17 protein-coding genes and 1 rRNA gene are annotated in these 15897 nt (G+C 71.0%); 17 read left to right on the top strand and 1 reads right to left on the bottom strand.

Annotation, left to right across the window (positions count from 1 at the left end; genetic code table 11):
• A partial coding sequence (locus Q0D57_RS16505; RefSeq protein ID WP_291046067.1) for a hypothetical protein occupies positions 1-194 on the bottom strand: 194 nt, incomplete at its 3' end.
• Between Q0D57_RS16505 and rrf the strand changes: the two genes are divergently transcribed.
• From rrf to Q0D57_RS16420, 17 genes are all read left to right on the top strand, one after another.
• Positions 183-299: ribosomal RNA gene (gene rrf, locus Q0D57_RS16500) — 5S ribosomal RNA — on the top strand. The two genes, Q0D57_RS16505 and rrf, sit on opposite strands and share 12 nt — an antisense overlap.
• Positions 300-369: 70 nt before the next feature.
• On the top strand, positions 370-1434 hold the full coding sequence (locus tag Q0D57_RS16495) for a hypothetical protein (RefSeq protein WP_291046065.1): 1065 nt from the start codon (positions 370-372) through the stop codon (positions 1432-1434).
• Positions 1434-2459, top strand: a complete 1026-nt coding sequence (locus tag Q0D57_RS16490) for an HAD-IIA family hydrolase (RefSeq protein WP_291046063.1) — start codon at positions 1434-1436, stop codon at positions 2457-2459. The genes Q0D57_RS16495 and Q0D57_RS16490 overlap by 1 nt, the downstream gene beginning before the upstream one ends.
• A gap of 20 nt (positions 2460-2479) precedes the next feature.
• Positions 2480-2665, top strand: coding sequence for a hypothetical protein (locus tag Q0D57_RS16485; protein WP_291046061.1), 186 nt, complete (start codon positions 2480-2482; stop codon positions 2663-2665).
• Complete coding sequence (locus Q0D57_RS16480; protein ID WP_291046058.1) at positions 2658-3461, top strand: TlyA family RNA methyltransferase; 804 nt, start codon at positions 2658-2660, stop codon at positions 3459-3461. Before Q0D57_RS16485 ends, Q0D57_RS16480 begins: the two co-directional genes overlap by 8 nt.
• A 3-nt stretch (positions 3462-3464) precedes the next feature.
• Entirely contained in the window at positions 3465-4379 is a 915-nt protein-coding gene (locus Q0D57_RS16475) for an NAD kinase (RefSeq protein ID WP_291046056.1), read from the top strand.
• Between the two features lie 6 nt (positions 4380-4385).
• The gene (gene recN / locus Q0D57_RS16470; RefSeq protein ID WP_291046054.1) at positions 4386-6104 is read left to right on the top strand and encodes a DNA repair protein RecN; all 1719 of its coding nucleotides are present in this window, start codon (positions 4386-4388) and stop codon (positions 6102-6104) included.
• 44 nt (positions 6105-6148) lie between these two features.
• On the top strand, positions 6149-7600 hold the full coding sequence (locus Q0D57_RS16465) for a hypothetical protein (RefSeq protein ID WP_291046052.1): 1452 nt from the start codon (positions 6149-6151) through the stop codon (positions 7598-7600).
• Positions 7593-9326 (top strand): CTP synthase, encoded by a 1734-nt coding sequence (locus Q0D57_RS16460; RefSeq protein WP_291046050.1) that lies wholly within the window; start codon positions 7593-7595, stop codon positions 9324-9326. The genes Q0D57_RS16465 and Q0D57_RS16460 overlap by 8 nt, the downstream gene beginning before the upstream one ends.
• Complete coding sequence (locus tag Q0D57_RS16455; protein ID WP_291046048.1) at positions 9319-9948, top strand: NUDIX hydrolase; 630 nt, start codon at positions 9319-9321, stop codon at positions 9946-9948. Before Q0D57_RS16460 ends, Q0D57_RS16455 begins: the two co-directional genes overlap by 8 nt.
• Positions 9949-9952: 4 nt before the next feature.
• Entirely contained in the window at positions 9953-10966 is a 1014-nt protein-coding gene (xerD, locus tag Q0D57_RS16450; protein ID WP_291046046.1) for a site-specific tyrosine recombinase XerD, read from the top strand.
• 363 nt (positions 10967-11329) lie between these two features.
• Complete coding sequence (locus Q0D57_RS16445) at positions 11330-12178, top strand: ParA family protein (RefSeq protein ID WP_291046069.1); 849 nt, start codon at positions 11330-11332, stop codon at positions 12176-12178.
• Positions 12162-12992, top strand: a complete 831-nt coding sequence (locus Q0D57_RS16440; RefSeq protein WP_291046044.1) for a ScpA family protein — start codon at positions 12162-12164, stop codon at positions 12990-12992. Before Q0D57_RS16445 ends, Q0D57_RS16440 begins: the two co-directional genes overlap by 17 nt.
• 13 nt (positions 12993-13005) lie before the next feature.
• The gene (gene scpB, locus Q0D57_RS16435) at positions 13006-13629 is read left to right on the top strand and encodes an SMC-Scp complex subunit ScpB (protein ID WP_291046042.1); all 624 of its coding nucleotides are present in this window, start codon (positions 13006-13008) and stop codon (positions 13627-13629) included.
• Positions 13626-14528 (top strand): pseudouridine synthase, encoded by a 903-nt coding sequence (locus Q0D57_RS16430; protein WP_291046040.1) that lies wholly within the window; start codon positions 13626-13628, stop codon positions 14526-14528. The genes scpB and Q0D57_RS16430 overlap by 4 nt, the downstream gene beginning before the upstream one ends.
• A complete protein-coding gene (locus Q0D57_RS16425; protein ID WP_291046038.1) occupies positions 14525-15619 on the top strand; it encodes a prephenate dehydrogenase in 1095 nt (364 codons plus the stop codon). Before Q0D57_RS16430 ends, Q0D57_RS16425 begins: the two co-directional genes overlap by 4 nt.
• The coding region (locus tag Q0D57_RS16420) for a (d)CMP kinase (RefSeq protein WP_291046035.1) at positions 15616-15897 on the top strand (282 nt) is incomplete at its 3' end. The genes Q0D57_RS16425 and Q0D57_RS16420, both read left to right, overlap by 4 nt.

The raw sequence follows: 15897 nt of genomic DNA, 5'->3' as shown, positions 1-15897 counted from the left end.
ACTAATAAGCCGATAACTTGATAATCACTACACCCATACATGTTGTAAGGCTGGTATGGGTGGCCAAGATTGCTTGCGTCCACTATGTGGTTCTCGATGTACGGTCGAGAACCAAACAACACACCAACCCCCCAGTGGGTTGCGTTGTGTCTGTTTGAAACTTCTAGATACATCTCTAGTGTTTCGGCGGCCATAGCGAGAGGGAAACGCCCGGTCACATTCCGAACCCGGAAGCTAAGACTCTCTGCGCCGATGGTACTGCAAGGGGGACCTTGTGGGAGAGTAGGACACCGCCGGACTTACTTCACAAAATGGCCACCCAGCAATGGGTGGCCATTTTGCGTTAACAACACCAACAGAGGAGCCATCGTGACTGAGCCTGAAGACGAGAAGCGTCGTGCTGACAAGCGACCGCATACGCCTCGGCGCGATGGCGACAAGCGGCCGTTCCAGCCTCGTCGTGACAGCAGTTCGCGACCGGATCAGGGCAAGCGGCCTGAGCGGGGCGGCCAGCGACCGGAGCGCAGCGGGGGCCAGCGGCCCGACCGCGGTGGACAGCGTCCTGAGCGCGGAGGCCAGCGGCCCGACCGCGGCGGGCAGTCAGGCGAACGCCGGCTCTGGACCAAGGACGGCAAGCCCGCCCGCAACGATGCGAGCGCGCAGCGGTTCGAGCGGCCCCCGCTGACCGAGGAGGAACTGCGGGCGCGTGAGCTCCGCGCCGTCCGCACCCGCCACGACGACCCCGAGATCCCCGAGGACGTGACGGCGCGCGACCTCGACAAGGGTGCACGCCTGCAGCTGAAGACCCTCAACAAGGAGAACGCCGAGGAGGTCGCGCGCCACCTGGCGATGGCGGCACGTCTGATCGACGACGATCCGGAGCTCGCCCATCAGCACGCCATCTCGGCGTCGCGACGTGCCGGCCGCATCGGCGTGGTGCGCGAGACGCTCGCCATCACCGCCTACCGCACCGGCGACTTCGCCCTCGCGCTGCGTGAGCTCCGCACCTACCGCCGCATCTCCGGCTCCAACGAGCAGCTCGCCCTTCTCGTCGACAGCGAGCGGGGGATGGGGCGACCCGACCGCGCGCTCGAGACCGGACGGTCCGTGGAGCGCTCGACGCTGTCGCCGGCTTCTCAGGTGGCCGTGGCGATCGCGATGTCCGGTGCGCGACTGGACCTCGGGCAGCCGGACGCCGCTCTCGCCGAGCTCGAGATCCCGCAGCTGGATGCATCCGTCGCCTACTCCTACAGCCCCGACCTCTTCGACGCCTACGCCGAAGTGCTCGAGGAGCTCGGCCAGGAGGAGGAGTCGGCGCGCTGGCGCGAGCTCGCCGCACGAGCCGACGCCGCCCTCAACGGGGGCGACGACGCCGACGACGTGATCGAGATCGTGGAGGAGTTCGAGGACTTCGACGAGGACGAGAAGGCGTGATGAGCCTGTTCCGCGGCAGAAGGAGCGAGACCGTGCTTCCCCTCGACGGCATCGACACCGTGCTCGCCGACCTCGACGGCGTGGTCTACCAGGGGCCGACGGCGATACCGTTCGCCGCCGAGTCGCTGGCCCGCGTGGTCGCCGCCGGCATCCGCACCGGCTACGTCACCAACAACGCCTCGCGCACCGACGCCCAGGTGGCCGAGCACCTCTCGAGCTTCGGGCTGACCGTGGCGGCCGAGGACGTGGTGACGTCGCCGCAGGCGGCCATGCGCATCCTGACCACCCTGGTGGCGCCCGGTGCGACGGTGCTCGTGGTGGGTGGCGAGGGGCTGACCTCCGAGGTGGAGAAGGCGGGGCTCGTGGTGACGCGGGCCACCTCCGACGCGCCCGCCGCCGTGGTGCAGGGCTTCGCGCCCGACGTGGGCTGGAAGCAGCTCGCCGAGGCGAGCTTCGCGCTGCACGATCCGGCCGTGCACTGGGTGGCCACCAACACCGACTGGACCATTCCGGTGGCCGGCGGCATCGCGCCCGGCAACGGCACCCTCGTCTCCGCCGTGCACACCGCTGTGGGGCGGCTGCCCGTGGTGGCCGGCAAGCCCGAGGTCGCGATCTTCGAGGAGGCCGTGGCCCGCTTCGGCGCCACCGCCTCGAGCGCCGCGTTCCTCGGCGATCGGCTCGACACCGACACGAAGGGCGCCAAGCGCGCCGGGCTCCGTGCCATCCACGTGCTCACCGGGATCGACCGCGCGAAGCAGCTGCTGGCGGCGCCCGCCGACTGCCGGCCGGACTTCATCCTCGACGACCTCCGCCAGCTCTTCGACGAGTATCCGGTGACCGAGACGTCGAAGGACGGCACGGAGACGAGCGTGGGCTCGGCCGTGGTGCGGATGAAGGGCCACGTGGTGCGCATCGTGAAGCCGGGGGACACCCCGGTGGACCTCGTGCGTGCAGGGACTGCAGCGATCTGGAACTCGGGGCTCGCGATCCACGCCCTCGACGTGGAGCCCGCCCTCTACAGCTGACGGGCGGGTACGCTGAAGGGGTGAGCACTGAGCAGATCGGCCCCCCGAGCAGAGGCCAGAACGAGGCTCTCGATGACGCCCTCGTGCCGCGGCTCCGCGTGATCGAGGAGCAGCCGCTGGATCAGCGTGCCACCGCTTATGCCCAGGTGCACGATCAGCTGAAGTCGCGCCTCGAGGGCAGCGACAGCACGGGAACGAATGCCTAGCTCGCGACTCGACGCCGTCGTGGCCGCGCGTGGTCTGGCGCGCTCGCGCACCCACGCCGCCCGGCTCATCGCCAACGGCTACGTGCGGGTCGACGGCGATCCCGTGGTGAAGGCCTCGTTCCCCGTGGAGGAGGAGCAGGTCGTGTCGGTGGACTCCGTCGACCGCTACGTCAGCCGCGGAGCGAACAAGCTCATCGCCGCCCTCGACGCCTTCCCCGCGGTGACCGTCGCGGGCGCCCTCGCGCTGGACGCCGGTGCCTCGACGGGCGGGTTCACGCAGGTTCTGCTGGAACGCGGGGCTCGCCAGGTGATCGCCGCCGACGTGGGACACGGACAGCTCGACCCGATCATCGCGAAGGATCAGCGGGTGGTGGCGGTGGAGGGATACAACCTGCGGTACGCGACCCCGGAGACGCTCGCCGGGGCATCCGGTGTCGAGGGGCCCGTGGACCTCGTGGTGGGCGACCTCTCGTTCATCTCGCTCGGTCTCGTGCTCGCGCCGCTGAGGGCGCTGGCGCGGCCCGACGCCGACTTCGTGCTGCTCGTCAAGCCGCAGTTCGAGGTGGGGCGCACGGGAGTGAAGGAGGGCATCGTGAAGAACCGCGACCTCCGCGCCGATGCCGTCGCGAACGTGCTCTGGAGCGCCTTCGACCTCGGCCTGAAGACCGCCGGGCTGATCCGCTCGCCCATCGCCGGCGGGTCGGGGAACCTCGAGTACCTGGCCTGGTTCAGCGAACGCGAGGGCTCGCATCCGACAGAATGGTTGGACCGCGTGACCGAGCTGACAGGAGGATGAGCCATGGCCGCTGAACGATACATCCTCGTGGTGCTGCACACCGGGCGGAGCGACTCCGTGGAGGCCGCGCTCAGCGTGTGCCGGCAGCTCCGGGAGGCCGGAGTGCACCCCGTGATCGCCCACGTCGACGACGATGACCACCCCGAGGTGCTCGAGCGGCTGCGGCCCTACGAGGTGCTCGGCGACTCCGTCGCGATCTCGGATCTGGAGCTCGTGATCGTGCTGGGCGGCGACGGCACCATCCTCCGCGCCGCCGAGATCGTGCGCGGCTCGACCGTGCCGCTGCTCGGCGTGAACCTCGGGCACGTGGGCTTCCTCGCCGAGAGCGAGCGCGAGGACCTCGCGTCCAGCGTGCAGCGTGCCCTCGAACGCGACTATCTCGTGGAGGAGCGGATGACGCTCTCGGTGCGGGTGAAGGTCGACTCCGAGGTGGTCTACGAGACCTGGGCGCTCAACGAGGCGACCGTGGAGAAGGCCAGCCGCGAGCGGATGCTCGAGGTCGTGATCGAGGTCGACGGTCGCCCGCTGTCGAGCTTCGGCTGCGACGGCGTGGTGATGTCGACCCCCACCGGGTCGACCGCGTACTCCTTCTCCGCCGGCGGCCCGGTGGTGTGGCCGAGCCTCGACGCGCTGCTGATGGTGCCGCTGAGCGCCCACGCGCTCTTCGCCCGGCCGCTCGTGGTGGGGCCCGACTCCGCGCTCGCGGTCGAGGTGCTCGACCGGAGCCAGGGCGGAGCCGTGCTCTGGAGCGATGGGCGACGGATGCGCGACCTGCCCCGCGGCGCCCGTGTGATCGTGCGGCGATCGTCGACGCCCGTGCGGCTCGCGCGGCTCGCGATGGCGCCGTTCACCGACCGGCTGGTGCGCAAGTTCAATCTCCCCGTGAACGGGTGGCGGGGGCCGATCGAGAGTGACTGAAGACCTGTGATCGAAGAACTGTCGATCAGGGACCTCGGTGTGATCGGCGAGGCCGTTCTGCCGCTGGGCCCTGGATTCACCGCTGTGACCGGCGAGACCGGTGCCGGCAAGACCATGGTGGTCTCGGCGCTCGGGCTGCTGTTCGGCGAGCGGGCCGACACCGGCTCGGTGCGCTCCGGGGCTCCCCAGGCGTGGATCGAGGGGCGCCTGCTCGTGGACCCCGAGGGCAAGGTGTCGGATCGCGTGCGCGAGGCCGGTGGCGACGTCGAGCGCATCGACGGAGACCCCGCGGGAGAGCTCATCCTCTCGCGCTCGGTCTCGGCCGAGGGCCGGAGTCGTGCCGTGGTGGGCGGGCGCTCAGCGCCGATCAGCCTGCTGAACGAGCTCGGCGGCGACCTCGTGGTGGTGCACGGGCAGTCCGACCAGCTCCGGCTGAAGAGCCAGCAGGCCCAGCGCGCCTCCCTCGACAGCTTCGCCGGCCCCGCGTTCGCCGAGCGGCTCGCCGCCTACCGCGAGCTGCACCGCACCTGGCAGGCGCACACCGCCGAGATCGAGACCCTCGTGACCGAGCGCTCCGCCCGCCTCCGCGAGGCGGAGCAGCTGCGGACCGCCGTGGAGGAGATCCAGTCGATCGCTCCCGTGGCGGGGGAGGACGAGGAGCTCGCCGAGCTCGCCGCCCGGCTCACGAATCTCGAGGACCTGCGGCTCGCCGCCGCCGAGGCCAAGGAGAGCATCTCGAGCGAGACGGGCGACACCCCCGACACCGTCGTGCTCATCGACACCGCTCGCCGGGCGCTCGAGCGCGTGGCGCACCACGACGCAGCCCTCGCCCCCGTGGTGGAGGCACTCGCGAACGCGAGCTTCCTGGTCTCGGACATCGGCGCCCAGTTGGCCAGCTACTCCGCCTCGCTCGACACCGACGAGGCCGGCCGGCTCGACGCCGTGCAGGAGCGCCGCGCCGACCTCACGAACCTCATGCGCAAGTACGGCCCCGAGCTCGCCGACGTGATCGCCTACGCCGAGAGCGCCGAGCCGAGGCTGCTCGAGCTCGACTCCGACTCCGACCGCATCGGGGAGCTCACCGCGCTCGTCGACGACGAGTACGCCGCACTCACGGTGGCCGCCGACGGCCTGACCGATCTGCGGACCGCCGCGGCGGGCGTGCTGGCCGAACGCGTGACCGCCGAGCTGGCCGCGCTCGCGATGCCCAACGCGCGCTTCCTGGTCGAGATCCAGCCGCGCGAGGAGCTCGGCACGACGGGCCGTGACCTCGTGCAGTTCCTGCTGCGGCCGCACGAGGGCAGCGACCCCCGGCCGCTCGGCAAGGGCGCTTCGGGCGGTGAGCTCTCGCGGGTGATGCTCGCGATCGAGGTGGTGCTGGCGGCGGCCGATCCGGTGCCCACGCTCGTCTTCGACGAGGTCGACTCCGGCGTCGGCGGTGCCTCGGCCATCGAGATCGGCCGGCGTCTCGCGGCGCTCGCGCAGAACTCGCAGGTGATCGTGGTGACGCACCTCGCGCAGGTCGCCGCGTTCGCGTCGAACCACCTGCGGGTGGAGAAGGACCTCGACGGGCCCGTGACGGCCTCGAACGTCGTGCAGCTCACCGGCGACGCGCGGCTGGCCGAGATGGCGCGCCTGCTCTCGGGACTGCCGGACTCGGAGTCGGGCCTCGCGCATGCCGCCGAACTGCTCGCTACGGCCCGGAGCCTCGCTGTGTCACACTGAGATCCATCGCGGGCCGGGGGCGGCGCGGGGATCGAGGGCTCGACATGGCACGGGAGACGAACGCGGAGCTGACGGCGCTCGTGGAGCGGCTGCGGGCCGAGAACGAGGCACTGCGGGAAGCGGCGCTCGAAGCCGCGGCGGCCGCGGCGGCCGCGGCGGATTCTGCGAACACCACGCCGATCGATGCGGAGGCAGGGAACGGGGCCGCGGACGGCGGCGCGCGGCGGCGAGGTCGCTCGCGGGGCCGCACCGTGGCATCCGTCGCCCTGGTGGTGATCGGGCTCGTGCTCGCCCCCGTGGCGGTGGCTGCGAGCTGGGCCGAGAGCCAGCTCGCCGACACCGAGGCCTTCGTGGCGACCTACGCTCCGCTCGCCGAGGACGAGGCGGTGAAGTCGCTCGTGGTCTCCGAGGTGATGACGGCGGTGGAGCAGCAGGTCGACTTCGAGACGCTCACAGGCGAGGTGTTCGATGCCGTGGGCGGTCTCGGGCTGCCGCCCGCGGCATCCGCTGCCCTGCAGGCGCTGCAGCAGCCGGCCGCACTCGGGCTGAGGTCGCTCGCGACGGGCGTGGTGACCGACTTCGTGGAGTCCGAGGCGTTCGAGGAGATCTGGGCGCAGGCGCTCCGGGTGAGCCACCGGCAGGTGGTGGCCGCGATGACGGGCGACCCGACGGCGGCACTGGCGATCTCCGGATCCGGCGAGCTCTCGGTGCAGCTGGGACCCGTGATCGAGGCGGTCAAGGCGGCGATGCTCGATCAGGGGCTGGCGTTCGCCGAGGCGATCCCCGCGGTGGACGTGTCGATCGTGGTGGCGCAGTCGGACGGCCTCGGGCAGCTGACCCTGCTCTACGGCCTCGCCGTGGGCCTCGGGCTGTGGCTGCCGTGGGTCGCGCTCGTGTTCCTGGTGGCCGGCGTCGTGCTGGCGAAGCGGCGGGCGGTGACGCTGTTCTGGACGAGCCTGACCCTCGGTGTCGTGATGGTGCTGCTCGGCATCGCGCTCCGGATCGGGCAGCTCGCGGTGATCGCGCAGATCGCGCCCCGCTACCTGCCGATCGACGCGGCCGGGGTGATCTACGACGCGGTGACCTCGCGGATCGCGGGGACCACCGTGGCCGTGGCCGTGCTGGCGTTCACGGTGATGCTGATCAGCTGGGCGCTCGGGCCGTTCCGGCCCGCACCGGCGCTCCGACGCGCGTTCGGCGACGCGGCGACGCGGCTGCGCTCGTTCGGCGACGCGCGCGGGATCTCGACGGGTTCGTCAGGCCTCTTCCTCGGCCGGTTCCGGCTCGCCGTGGAGGTGCTGATCGGAGTCGCGGCCGCCGCGTTCGTGCTGCTCGTGCGCCCGCTCTCGACCGGCCAGACCATCGGTACGGCCGTGGTGGCGATCGTGCTGATCCTGCTGGTGGAACTGCTTCAGCGACCCGCCCTCGACGCGGCGGATGCCGTCGGCGATGACACGACCCCCGAGAGCACTGTTAGGATGGAATTCCGTGGATGAAGCTCAAGCTGCGGACCGGCCGGACGTGAACGGCAACGACTCGAAACTGACGAAGCACATCTTCGTCACCGGGGGTGTCGTCTCCTCTCTCGGCAAGGGCCTGACGGCTGCCAGCCTCGGGAATCTGCTCACCGCACGCGGCTTGCGCGTCGTGATGCAGAAGCTGGACCCCTACCTCAACGTCGATCCCGGGACGATGAACCCGTTCCAGCACGGCGAGGTCTTCGTGACCGACGACGGCGCCGAGACCGACCTCGACATCGGGCACTACGAGCGGTTCCTCGACATCAACCTCAACCAGGCCGCCAACGTGACGACCGGGCAGATCTACTCGAGCGTCATCGCCAAGGAGCGCCGCGGCGAGTACCTCGGCGACACCGTGCAGGTCATCCCGCACATCACCGACGAGATCAAGCGCCGGATGCGGCTGCAGGCGCACGACGCCTCCCGGCCCGCCAGCGAACAACCGGATGTGATCATCACCGAGATCGGCGGCACGGTCGGCGACATCGAGTCGCAGCCCTTCATCGAGTCGGCGCGACAGGTGCGCCACGAGCTCGGCCGCAAGAACGTGTTCTTCGTGCACGTCTCGCTCGTGCCCTACATGAACGCCTCGGGCGAGCAGAAGACCAAGCCCACGCAGCACTCCGTGGCCGCTCTCCGCTCGATCGGCATCCAGCCCGACGCGCTCGTGCTGCGGAGCGACCGCCCCGTCTCGGAGAGCAACAAGCGCAAGATCGCCCTCATGTGCGATGTCGACGAGGCCGGGGTCGTGAACGCGGTCGACGTGCCCTCGATCTACGACATCCCCACGATGCTGCACGACCAGGGCCTCGACGCCTACATCGCCGATCACCTCGAGCTCACCGACAAGGCGGGCGACGTGGACTGGGCGGGCTGGCAGCCCATCCTGGACGCCGTGCACGAGCCCAAGCACGACGTGACGATCGGCCTCGTGGGCAAGTACATCGACCTCCCCGACGCCTACCTCTCGGTGACCGAGGCGCTGCGCGCCGGCGGCTTCGCGCACAAGGCGAAGGTGAAGATCAAGTGGATCGCCTCCGACGAGTGCGAGACGCCCGAGGGCGCCGCGCGCGAGCTGTCGGACGTCGACGGCATCTGCGTGCCCGGCGGCTTCGGCGTGCGCGGCATCGAGGGCAAGCTCGGCGCACTGCGCTTCGCGCGCGAGAACGGGATCCCCACGCTCGGCCTGTGCCTCGGCCTGCAGTGCATGGTCGTGGAGTACGCCCGCAACGTGACCGGGCTCCCCGGCGCCTCCTCGAGCGAGTTCGACCCCGACACCGCGTTCCCCGTGATCGCCACGATGGCCGAGCAGGTCGACATCATCGCCGGGGGAGACCTGGGCGGCACGATGCGCCTCGGGCTCTACGAGGCCGACCTCGCGTCGGGCTCGACTGCCGAGCGCGTCTACGGCGCTCCGACCGCCTCCGAGCGGCACCGCCACCGCTACGAGGTGAACAACCGCTACCGCGACCAGATCGCCGAGTCGGGCCTGTGGTTCTCGGGGCTCTCGCCCGACGGCCAGCTCGTGGAGTACGTGGAGCTGCCGCGCGACGTGCACCCGTACTACATCGCCACCCAGGCCCACCCGGAGCTGCGCTCGCGGCCCAGCAACCCGCATCCGCTCTTCAGGGGGCTCGTGGAGGCCGCCCTCGAGCGCCAGGAGGCCAGCCGTCTGTTCGCCGTGCAGGACGCCGATGCCTGAGGAGCTGTTCGCCGACGATGACGCACCCGTCGAGGTGCTCTCAAGCGACGTCGTGTTCGACGGCTACGTCTGGGACGTGCGGCGTGAGTCGTTCGAGTACGGCGGGGAGACGCTGCGTCGCGACTTCGTGGACCACCCCGGTGCCGTGGCGGTGTTCGCGCTCGACGACGAGGACCGGGTGCTCCTGATCAAGCAGTACCGGCATCCGGTGCGCCGACGCGAGTGGGAGCCGCCCGCGGGGCTGCTCGACGTGGATTCGGAGCCGGCGCTCGACGCCGCCAAGCGCGAGCTCGCCGAGGAGGCCGACCTCGAGGCCGACACCTGGAACGTGCTCGTGGACTACCTGACGACGCCCGGTGGCAACAACGAGGCCATCCGGATCTACCTCGCGCGAGGGGTGCGGGCCACCGGCTCGGCCTTCGACCGCGAGGCCGAGGAGGCCGACATGGAGCTGCGGTGGGTGCCTCTCTCGGAGGTCGTCGACGCGGCCCTCGACAGCCGGGTGCAGAATCCGTCGCTCGTGATCGGGGCGCTCGCCGCGTCGCTGTCGCGGTCGCGCGGGTGGTCGACGCTCAAGCCCGCCGACGCGCCGTGGCCCGCGCGGCCCGGGGCCGGCGGCTAGGAGCATGGCCCAGGACGGGGTCGTCCGGCTGGACGGGACTGTTCGGGAGGGCGGGACCGGTCGGCAGGACGGGCTCGGCCGGCAGGACGGGACCGGTCGGCAGGACGGGCTCGGCCGGCAGGTGGACGGGTTCCTCCGCCACATCACGGTCGAGCGCGGGCTCGCCGCGAACACCGTGGCCGCTTACCGGCGCGACCTCGCCCGGTACACGACGTGGCTGCGCTCCGCGGGGCTCGTCGACGTGGCCGCGATCGGGGAGGGGGACATCGGCGCGTTCCAGCGGGCGCTCCGCACCGAGGAGGGCGGGGAGCTGTCGGCGTCGTCGGTGGCGCGGATCCTCTCGACCGTGCGGAGCTTCCACCGGCACCTCACCGAGGAGGGCGTGACCGAGGTCGACCCCGCGCGCGAGGTGAAGCCGCCCAAGCTCGGGCTGCGGCTGCCCAAGGCGATCTCGATCGACGACATGGAGCGGCTGCTCACGGCGACCGGCGCCGAGGACTCGCCCGATCCGGTGGCCGTGCGCGACCGTGCGCTGCTCGAGATGCTCTACGCCACGGGGGCGCGCATCAGCGAGCTCGTCTCCCTCAACGTCGACGACGTGCAGGACGGCGACATGGTGCGGGTGACCGGCAAGGGGAGCAAGCAGCGGATCGTGCCGGTCGGCAGCTACGCGCGGCGGGCGCTCGACGCGTACCTCGTGCGGGTGCGGCCGGTGTTCTCGGCGCGGGGGCGGGCGACGCCCGGGCTGTTCCTCGGGATCCGCGGGCAGCGGCTCAGCCGGCAGGGCGCGTGGCTCGTCATCCGGGCCGCCGCGGAGCGCGCCGGGATCGCCGCGCACGTCTCGCCGCACACGTTCCGGCACTCCTTCGCGACGCACCTCCTGCAGGGCGGAGCCGACGTGCGCGTGGTGCAGGACCTGCTCGGGCACTCCTCGGTCGCCACCACCCAGCTCTACACGCAGGTGACGGCGGACACCCTCATCGACATGTACCAGTCGGCCCACCCGCGGGCCCGGTAGCTGCGGCGGTGTGCCCGCCCGCCCCGCCGTTTCCCCGCCTGCCCCGCCGTTGCCCCGCCCGCCCACCCTTCCCCGACTTGACATTAGATGCGCCCAAACGCGCCCACTTGACACATCTTGTGTCAAGTGGGTGAAAGCGGCAGGGCCTCGGGGGAGAAGCAGACGCGACGGGCCCTGCTCGCCGACCCAGGGCGAGCGCGTGGCCGCGAAGCGACCACACGCGAGCATGTCGCCACGGCGCCGGGCGGGGACCGGCGTAGAATCATTCCCGAGCGCCGGGATGGCGGTCTGAGATGAGGAGATTCGGTGCCCACACGGATCACGCGAACGGCGAAGAAGACGCAGGTCGACGAGCTCACCGGCATCGATGTCCCCAAGAACGGCCCCACCGGCCGGCCCGTGACCGAGTTCCCGGATCCGGCGCCCCTCTCCTCGCACGGACCCGCCCGCATCATCTCGCTCTGCAACCAGAAGGGCGGCGTGGGCAAGACCACCACGAGCGTCAACGTGGGGGCGGCGCTCGCCGAGTACGGCCGCAAGGTGCTCGCCATCGACTTCGACCCGCAGGGCGCGCTCTCGGCGGGCCTCGGCGTGATGACCCACGACATCCCCACCATCTACGACCTGCTGATCGGCACGATCAAGGATCCCGCCGACGCCATCCAGAAGACGAGCGTCGAGGGCCTCGACATCATCCCGGCCAACATCGACCTCTCGGCCGCCGAGGTGCACCTCGTGAGCGAGGTCGCGCGCGAGTCGATCCTCGCCCGGGTGCTCCGCCGGGTGAGCAACGACTACGACGTCATCCTGGTCGACTGCCAGCCCTCGCTCGGCCTTCTCACCGTGAACGCGCTCACCGCGAGCCACGGCGTGCTCATCCCGCTCGAGTGCGAGTACTTCGCGCTTCGCGGCGTCGCGCTCCTCGTGGAGACGATCGACAAGGTGCGCGACCGGCTCAACCCGGCGCTCACGCTCGACGGCATCCTCGCCACCATGTACGATCCCCGCACGCTGCACTCGCGCGAGGTGCTCGAGCGCGTGGTCGAGACCTTCGGCGACAAGGTGTTCGAGACGGTCATCGGCCGCACGGTGAAGTTCCCGGATGCGACGGTGGCGGGCAAGCCCATCACCCAGTTCGCGCCCGAGCACACCTCGGCGAAGGCGTACAAGCAGCTGGCCAGAGAACTGGTCGCCCGTGGCGCGGTCGCCTGAGCCGGAGCTCGCGGAGTCCGCTCCCGGTTTCTCGCTCAGCCTTGAGAACTTCGAGGGGCCGTTCGACCTCCTGCTGCAGCTGATCACCAAGCACGAGCTCGACATCACCGACATCGCCCTCAGCCGGGTGACCGACGAGTTCATCTCCTACCTCAAGGGGCTCGACTCCGCCGAGGAGCTCGACCGGGCCTCGGAGTTCCTCGTGGTCGCGGCGACGCTGCTCGACCTGAAGATCGTGGGGCTGCTGCCGCAGGGCGAGCTCGTCGACGCGGAGGACGTGGCGCTGCTCGAGGCGCGCGACCTGCTGTTCGCGAGGCTCCTGCAGTACCGGGCCTTCAAGGTGGTCTCGGCGTGGCTCGCCGACCGGTTCGACGAGGAGGCCACCAGGCGGCCGCGCGTGGTGCGGCTCGAGGAGAAGTACCGGCAGCAGACCCCCGAACTCGTATGGACGCTGACGCCGGACGACTTCGCCGCCCTCGCCGCCTTCGCGCTGGCACCACGCGAGGTGCCCGTGGTGGGGCTCGAGCACCTGCACGCGCCGCTCGTGAGCATCCGGGAGCAGGCGGCGCACGTGGTGGCACTGCTGCGTTCGGCGGCGGTGAGCGGGGTGCCCGTGAACTTCCGGCAGCTGATCGCGGGGATCGAGGAGAAGGGCGTCGTGATCGCGCGCTTCCTCGCCGTGCTCGAGCTCTACCGGCACGCGTCGATCTCGTTCGAGCAGCTCGAGCCGCTGGGGGAGCTGATGCTCCGCTGGACCGCGGAGAACTGGACCGAGGAGAACCTCGCGAACTTGGGGGCGGACTATGACAACTGAGACTCCGGACGAGATGATCACGGACGCACCGACTCCAGCACTTGGGCCTGCTCCGGCCTCGATGGACGTCGACAGGGCGCTCGAGGCGATCTTCATGGTGGCCGATGAGCCGCAGAGCCTCGTGGCGCTCGCCACGGCGCTGGGGCGACCCGTGGCCGTCGTGCGGCAGGGCATCGAGCGGCTCGTGGAGGACTACGACGGGCTCGCCGAGGGCCCGGACGGGCGGACGAGCGTGCGCCGCGGCTTCGAGCTGCGGGAGGTCGCCGGCGGCTGGCGGATCTACGTGCGGGCCGAGTGGGATCCGCTCGTGCGCGACTTCGTGATCACCCAGAACCCGTCACGGCTCTCGCAGGCCGCCCTCGAGACGCTCTCGGTGATCGCCTACAAGCAGCCGATCAGCCGCGGGGCCGTCGCGAGCATCCGTGCTGTCAACGTCGACTCCGTCGTGCGCACGCTCCTCAGCCGTGGTCTCATCACCGAGGTCTCGACGCAGGCCGAGACCGGCGCGATCCTCTACGGCACCACCGACCTGCTGCTCACGCAGCTCGGCATCAACTCGCTCGACGAGCTGCCGAAGATCTCTCCCCTCCTGCCGGACGGCAGCGAGGGATTCGACGACCTGGAGACCCTCCGATGACCCCCTTTGTGATCCCGCCGTGGGACGACAACGACACCTCAGGCAGTGCGCACCCAGGAGGTGCACCGGAAGGCGTGCGCCTGCAGAAGGTGATGGCGGCCGCGGGCGTGGCCTCCCGCCGCGTCTCCGAGCAGCTCATCGAGGCCGGGCGGGTGGAGGTGAACGGCGAGATCGTGACCGAGCTCGGCCGCCGCATCGACCCCGAGAACGACCTCGTGTCGGTCGACGGCACCGCCGTGCAGCTCGACCCCGACAAGCGCTACGTGATGCTCAACAAGCCCACCGGCATCGTCTCCTCGCTCGCCGACCAGCACGGCCGGCCCGATCTGCAGCGCTACACCTCGCAGTACGAGGAGCGGCTGTTCAACGTGGGCCGGCTCGACGCCGAGACGAGCGGGCTGCTCATCCTCACCAACGACGGGGATCTCGCGCACGTGCTCGCGCATCCGTCGTTCGGGGTGCTGAAGACCTACATCGCGAAGGTCGAGGGCCGGGTGTCGCCGCAGACCATCGCGACGCTTACGAAGGGGATCGAGCTCGAGGACGGGCCGATCGCCGCCGACAAGGCGCGGCTGCTCGACGTGGAGCGGGAGACCTCGATCGTGGAGATCACCCTGCACTCCGGGCGCAACCGGATCGTGCGCCGGATGCTCGACGAGGTGGGCCACCCCGTGGTCGACCTCGTGCGCCGTTCGTTCGGGCCGCTCAACCTCGGCACGCTCAAGTCGGGGGGCCTCCGCGACCTGACTAAGGTGGAACTCGGCCAGCTGCTGACCCTCTCGCGGAACGCCACGGGCGAAGGCCGCGACGGCACGGCGGAGGGCGCCGGTTCGGGCGACGCCCGCGACGCCCGTGACGCCCGTGACGACACCGAGGACATCGAGGACATCGAGGAGTGAGTGCCGTGGAGAGCCGACTGACCGGCCCCGTGCGCGTTGTCGGGGTGGGGCTGCTCGGCACGAGCATCGCACTGGGGCTCCGCGCCCGCGGTGTCGACGTCATCCTCTCCGACGCCTCGCCCACGAACGTCTCGATCGCCATCGACTACGGCGCCGGCCGCCGGGCGGGCGACGCCGACGAGCCCCAGCTCATCGTGGTGTGCGTGCCGCCGGACGTGACCGCCTCCGTGATCGTGCGCGAGCTCTCGGCATACCCGCGCGCCGTGGTGACCGATGTCGCGAGCGTGAAGAAGCCCATCCTCGATGCCGTGGCCGCCGCCGGGGGAGACCTCAGCCGCTACGTCGGATCGCATCCGCTCGCCGGCCGGGAGAAGGGCGGCCCCATGTCGGGGCGCGCCGACCTGTTCGTGGCGCGGCCGTGGGTGGTCGCCGGTCACGAGGGCATCAGCTACCAGGCCGCGGCTGCCGTCGACGACCTCATCCTCGACCTCGGTGCGACCCTCGTGGAGATGACCGCCGAGGAGCACGACACGAGTGTGGCCCTCATCTCGCACGCTCCGCAGGTGATCTCGACCCTCATGGCCCGGCGCCTCATCGACGCGCCCGCGGCCGCCGTGGGCCTCGCCGGTGGGGGAGTGCGGGACGTGACCCGGATCGCGGCGAGCGACCCGGCACTCTGGGTGCAGATCCTCGGTGCCAACGCGGCCCCGACAGCCTCGGTGCTGCGGGCGCTGCGTGACGACCTCGACGAGGTGATCGGGGCGCTCGAGTCGAGCGGGGCATCCGACACCGCCTGGCGGCGCACCGTGGCCGAGGCGCTCGCCGCGGGGAACGCCGGCGTGGAGCGGCTGCCCGGCAAGCACGGGCAGGATCGGCGCTACGCGCAGCTCGTGGTGATGGTCGACGACGCTCCCGGTGAGCTCGCCCGGCTGTTCGCCGAGGTGGGCGAGGAGGGCGTGAACCTGGAGGACCTGCGGCTCGAGCACTCGCCGGGCGCGCAGATCGGTCTCGCCGAGCTCTCGGTGCTGCCGGAGACCGTGGACAAGCTGACGGCCGCGCTCGCGGCCCGTGGATGGAGGATCGCCGGATGACTGCGGCAGGGAATGATGTGGCCGGATCGACCTCGAAGCCGGTGGTGGTGGCGATCGACGGCCCCGCGGGAAGCGGCAAGTCGAGCGTGAGCCGGGCGACCGCGCGGGCCCTCGGCTTCGACTACCTCGACACCGGGGCGTCGTACCGGGCGCTGTCGTGGGATCTGCTGGACCGCGGGATCGACGCCGCCGAGGCGGACCGGGTGATCGAGGAGCTCGAGCGCTTCGACTTCCGGATCGGCACCGACCCCGACGACTACTACGTGCGGGTGGGCGCG

The sequence above is a fragment of the Herbiconiux sp. genome, from assembly GCF_023264895.1.
GTDB lineage: Bacteria > Actinomycetota > Actinomycetes > Actinomycetales > Microbacteriaceae > Herbiconiux.
Note: the sequence above shows the minus strand (reverse complement) of the source record. Positions and strands in the feature narration are given on the sequence as shown.

Bases quoted from the DNA above. Each gene is read 5' to 3' on its own strand.
- Q0D57_RS16490 (WP_291046063.1), top strand. From the start codon at position 1,434: ATGAGCCTGTTCCGCGGCAGAAGGAGCGAGACCGTGCTTCCCCTCGAC.
- Q0D57_RS16480 (WP_291046058.1), top strand. From the start codon at position 2,658: ATGCCTAGCTCGCGACTCGACGCCGTCGTGGCCGCGCGTGGTCTGGCG.
- Q0D57_RS16475 (WP_291046056.1), top strand. From the start codon at position 3,465: ATGGCCGCTGAACGATACATCCTCGTGGTGCTGCACACCGGGCGGAGC.
- Q0D57_RS16465 (WP_291046052.1), top strand. From the start codon at position 6,149: ATGGCACGGGAGACGAACGCGGAGCTGACGGCGCTCGTGGAGCGGCTG.
- Q0D57_RS16455 (WP_291046048.1), top strand. From the start codon at position 9,319: ATGCCTGAGGAGCTGTTCGCCGACGATGACGCACCCGTCGAGGTGCTC.
- xerD (WP_291046046.1), top strand. From the start codon at position 9,953: ATGGCCCAGGACGGGGTCGTCCGGCTGGACGGGACTGTTCGGGAGGGC.
- scpB (WP_291046042.1), top strand. From the start codon at position 13,006: ATGATCACGGACGCACCGACTCCAGCACTTGGGCCTGCTCCGGCCTCG.
- Q0D57_RS16430 (WP_291046040.1), top strand. From the start codon at position 13,626: ATGACCCCCTTTGTGATCCCGCCGTGGGACGACAACGACACCTCAGGC.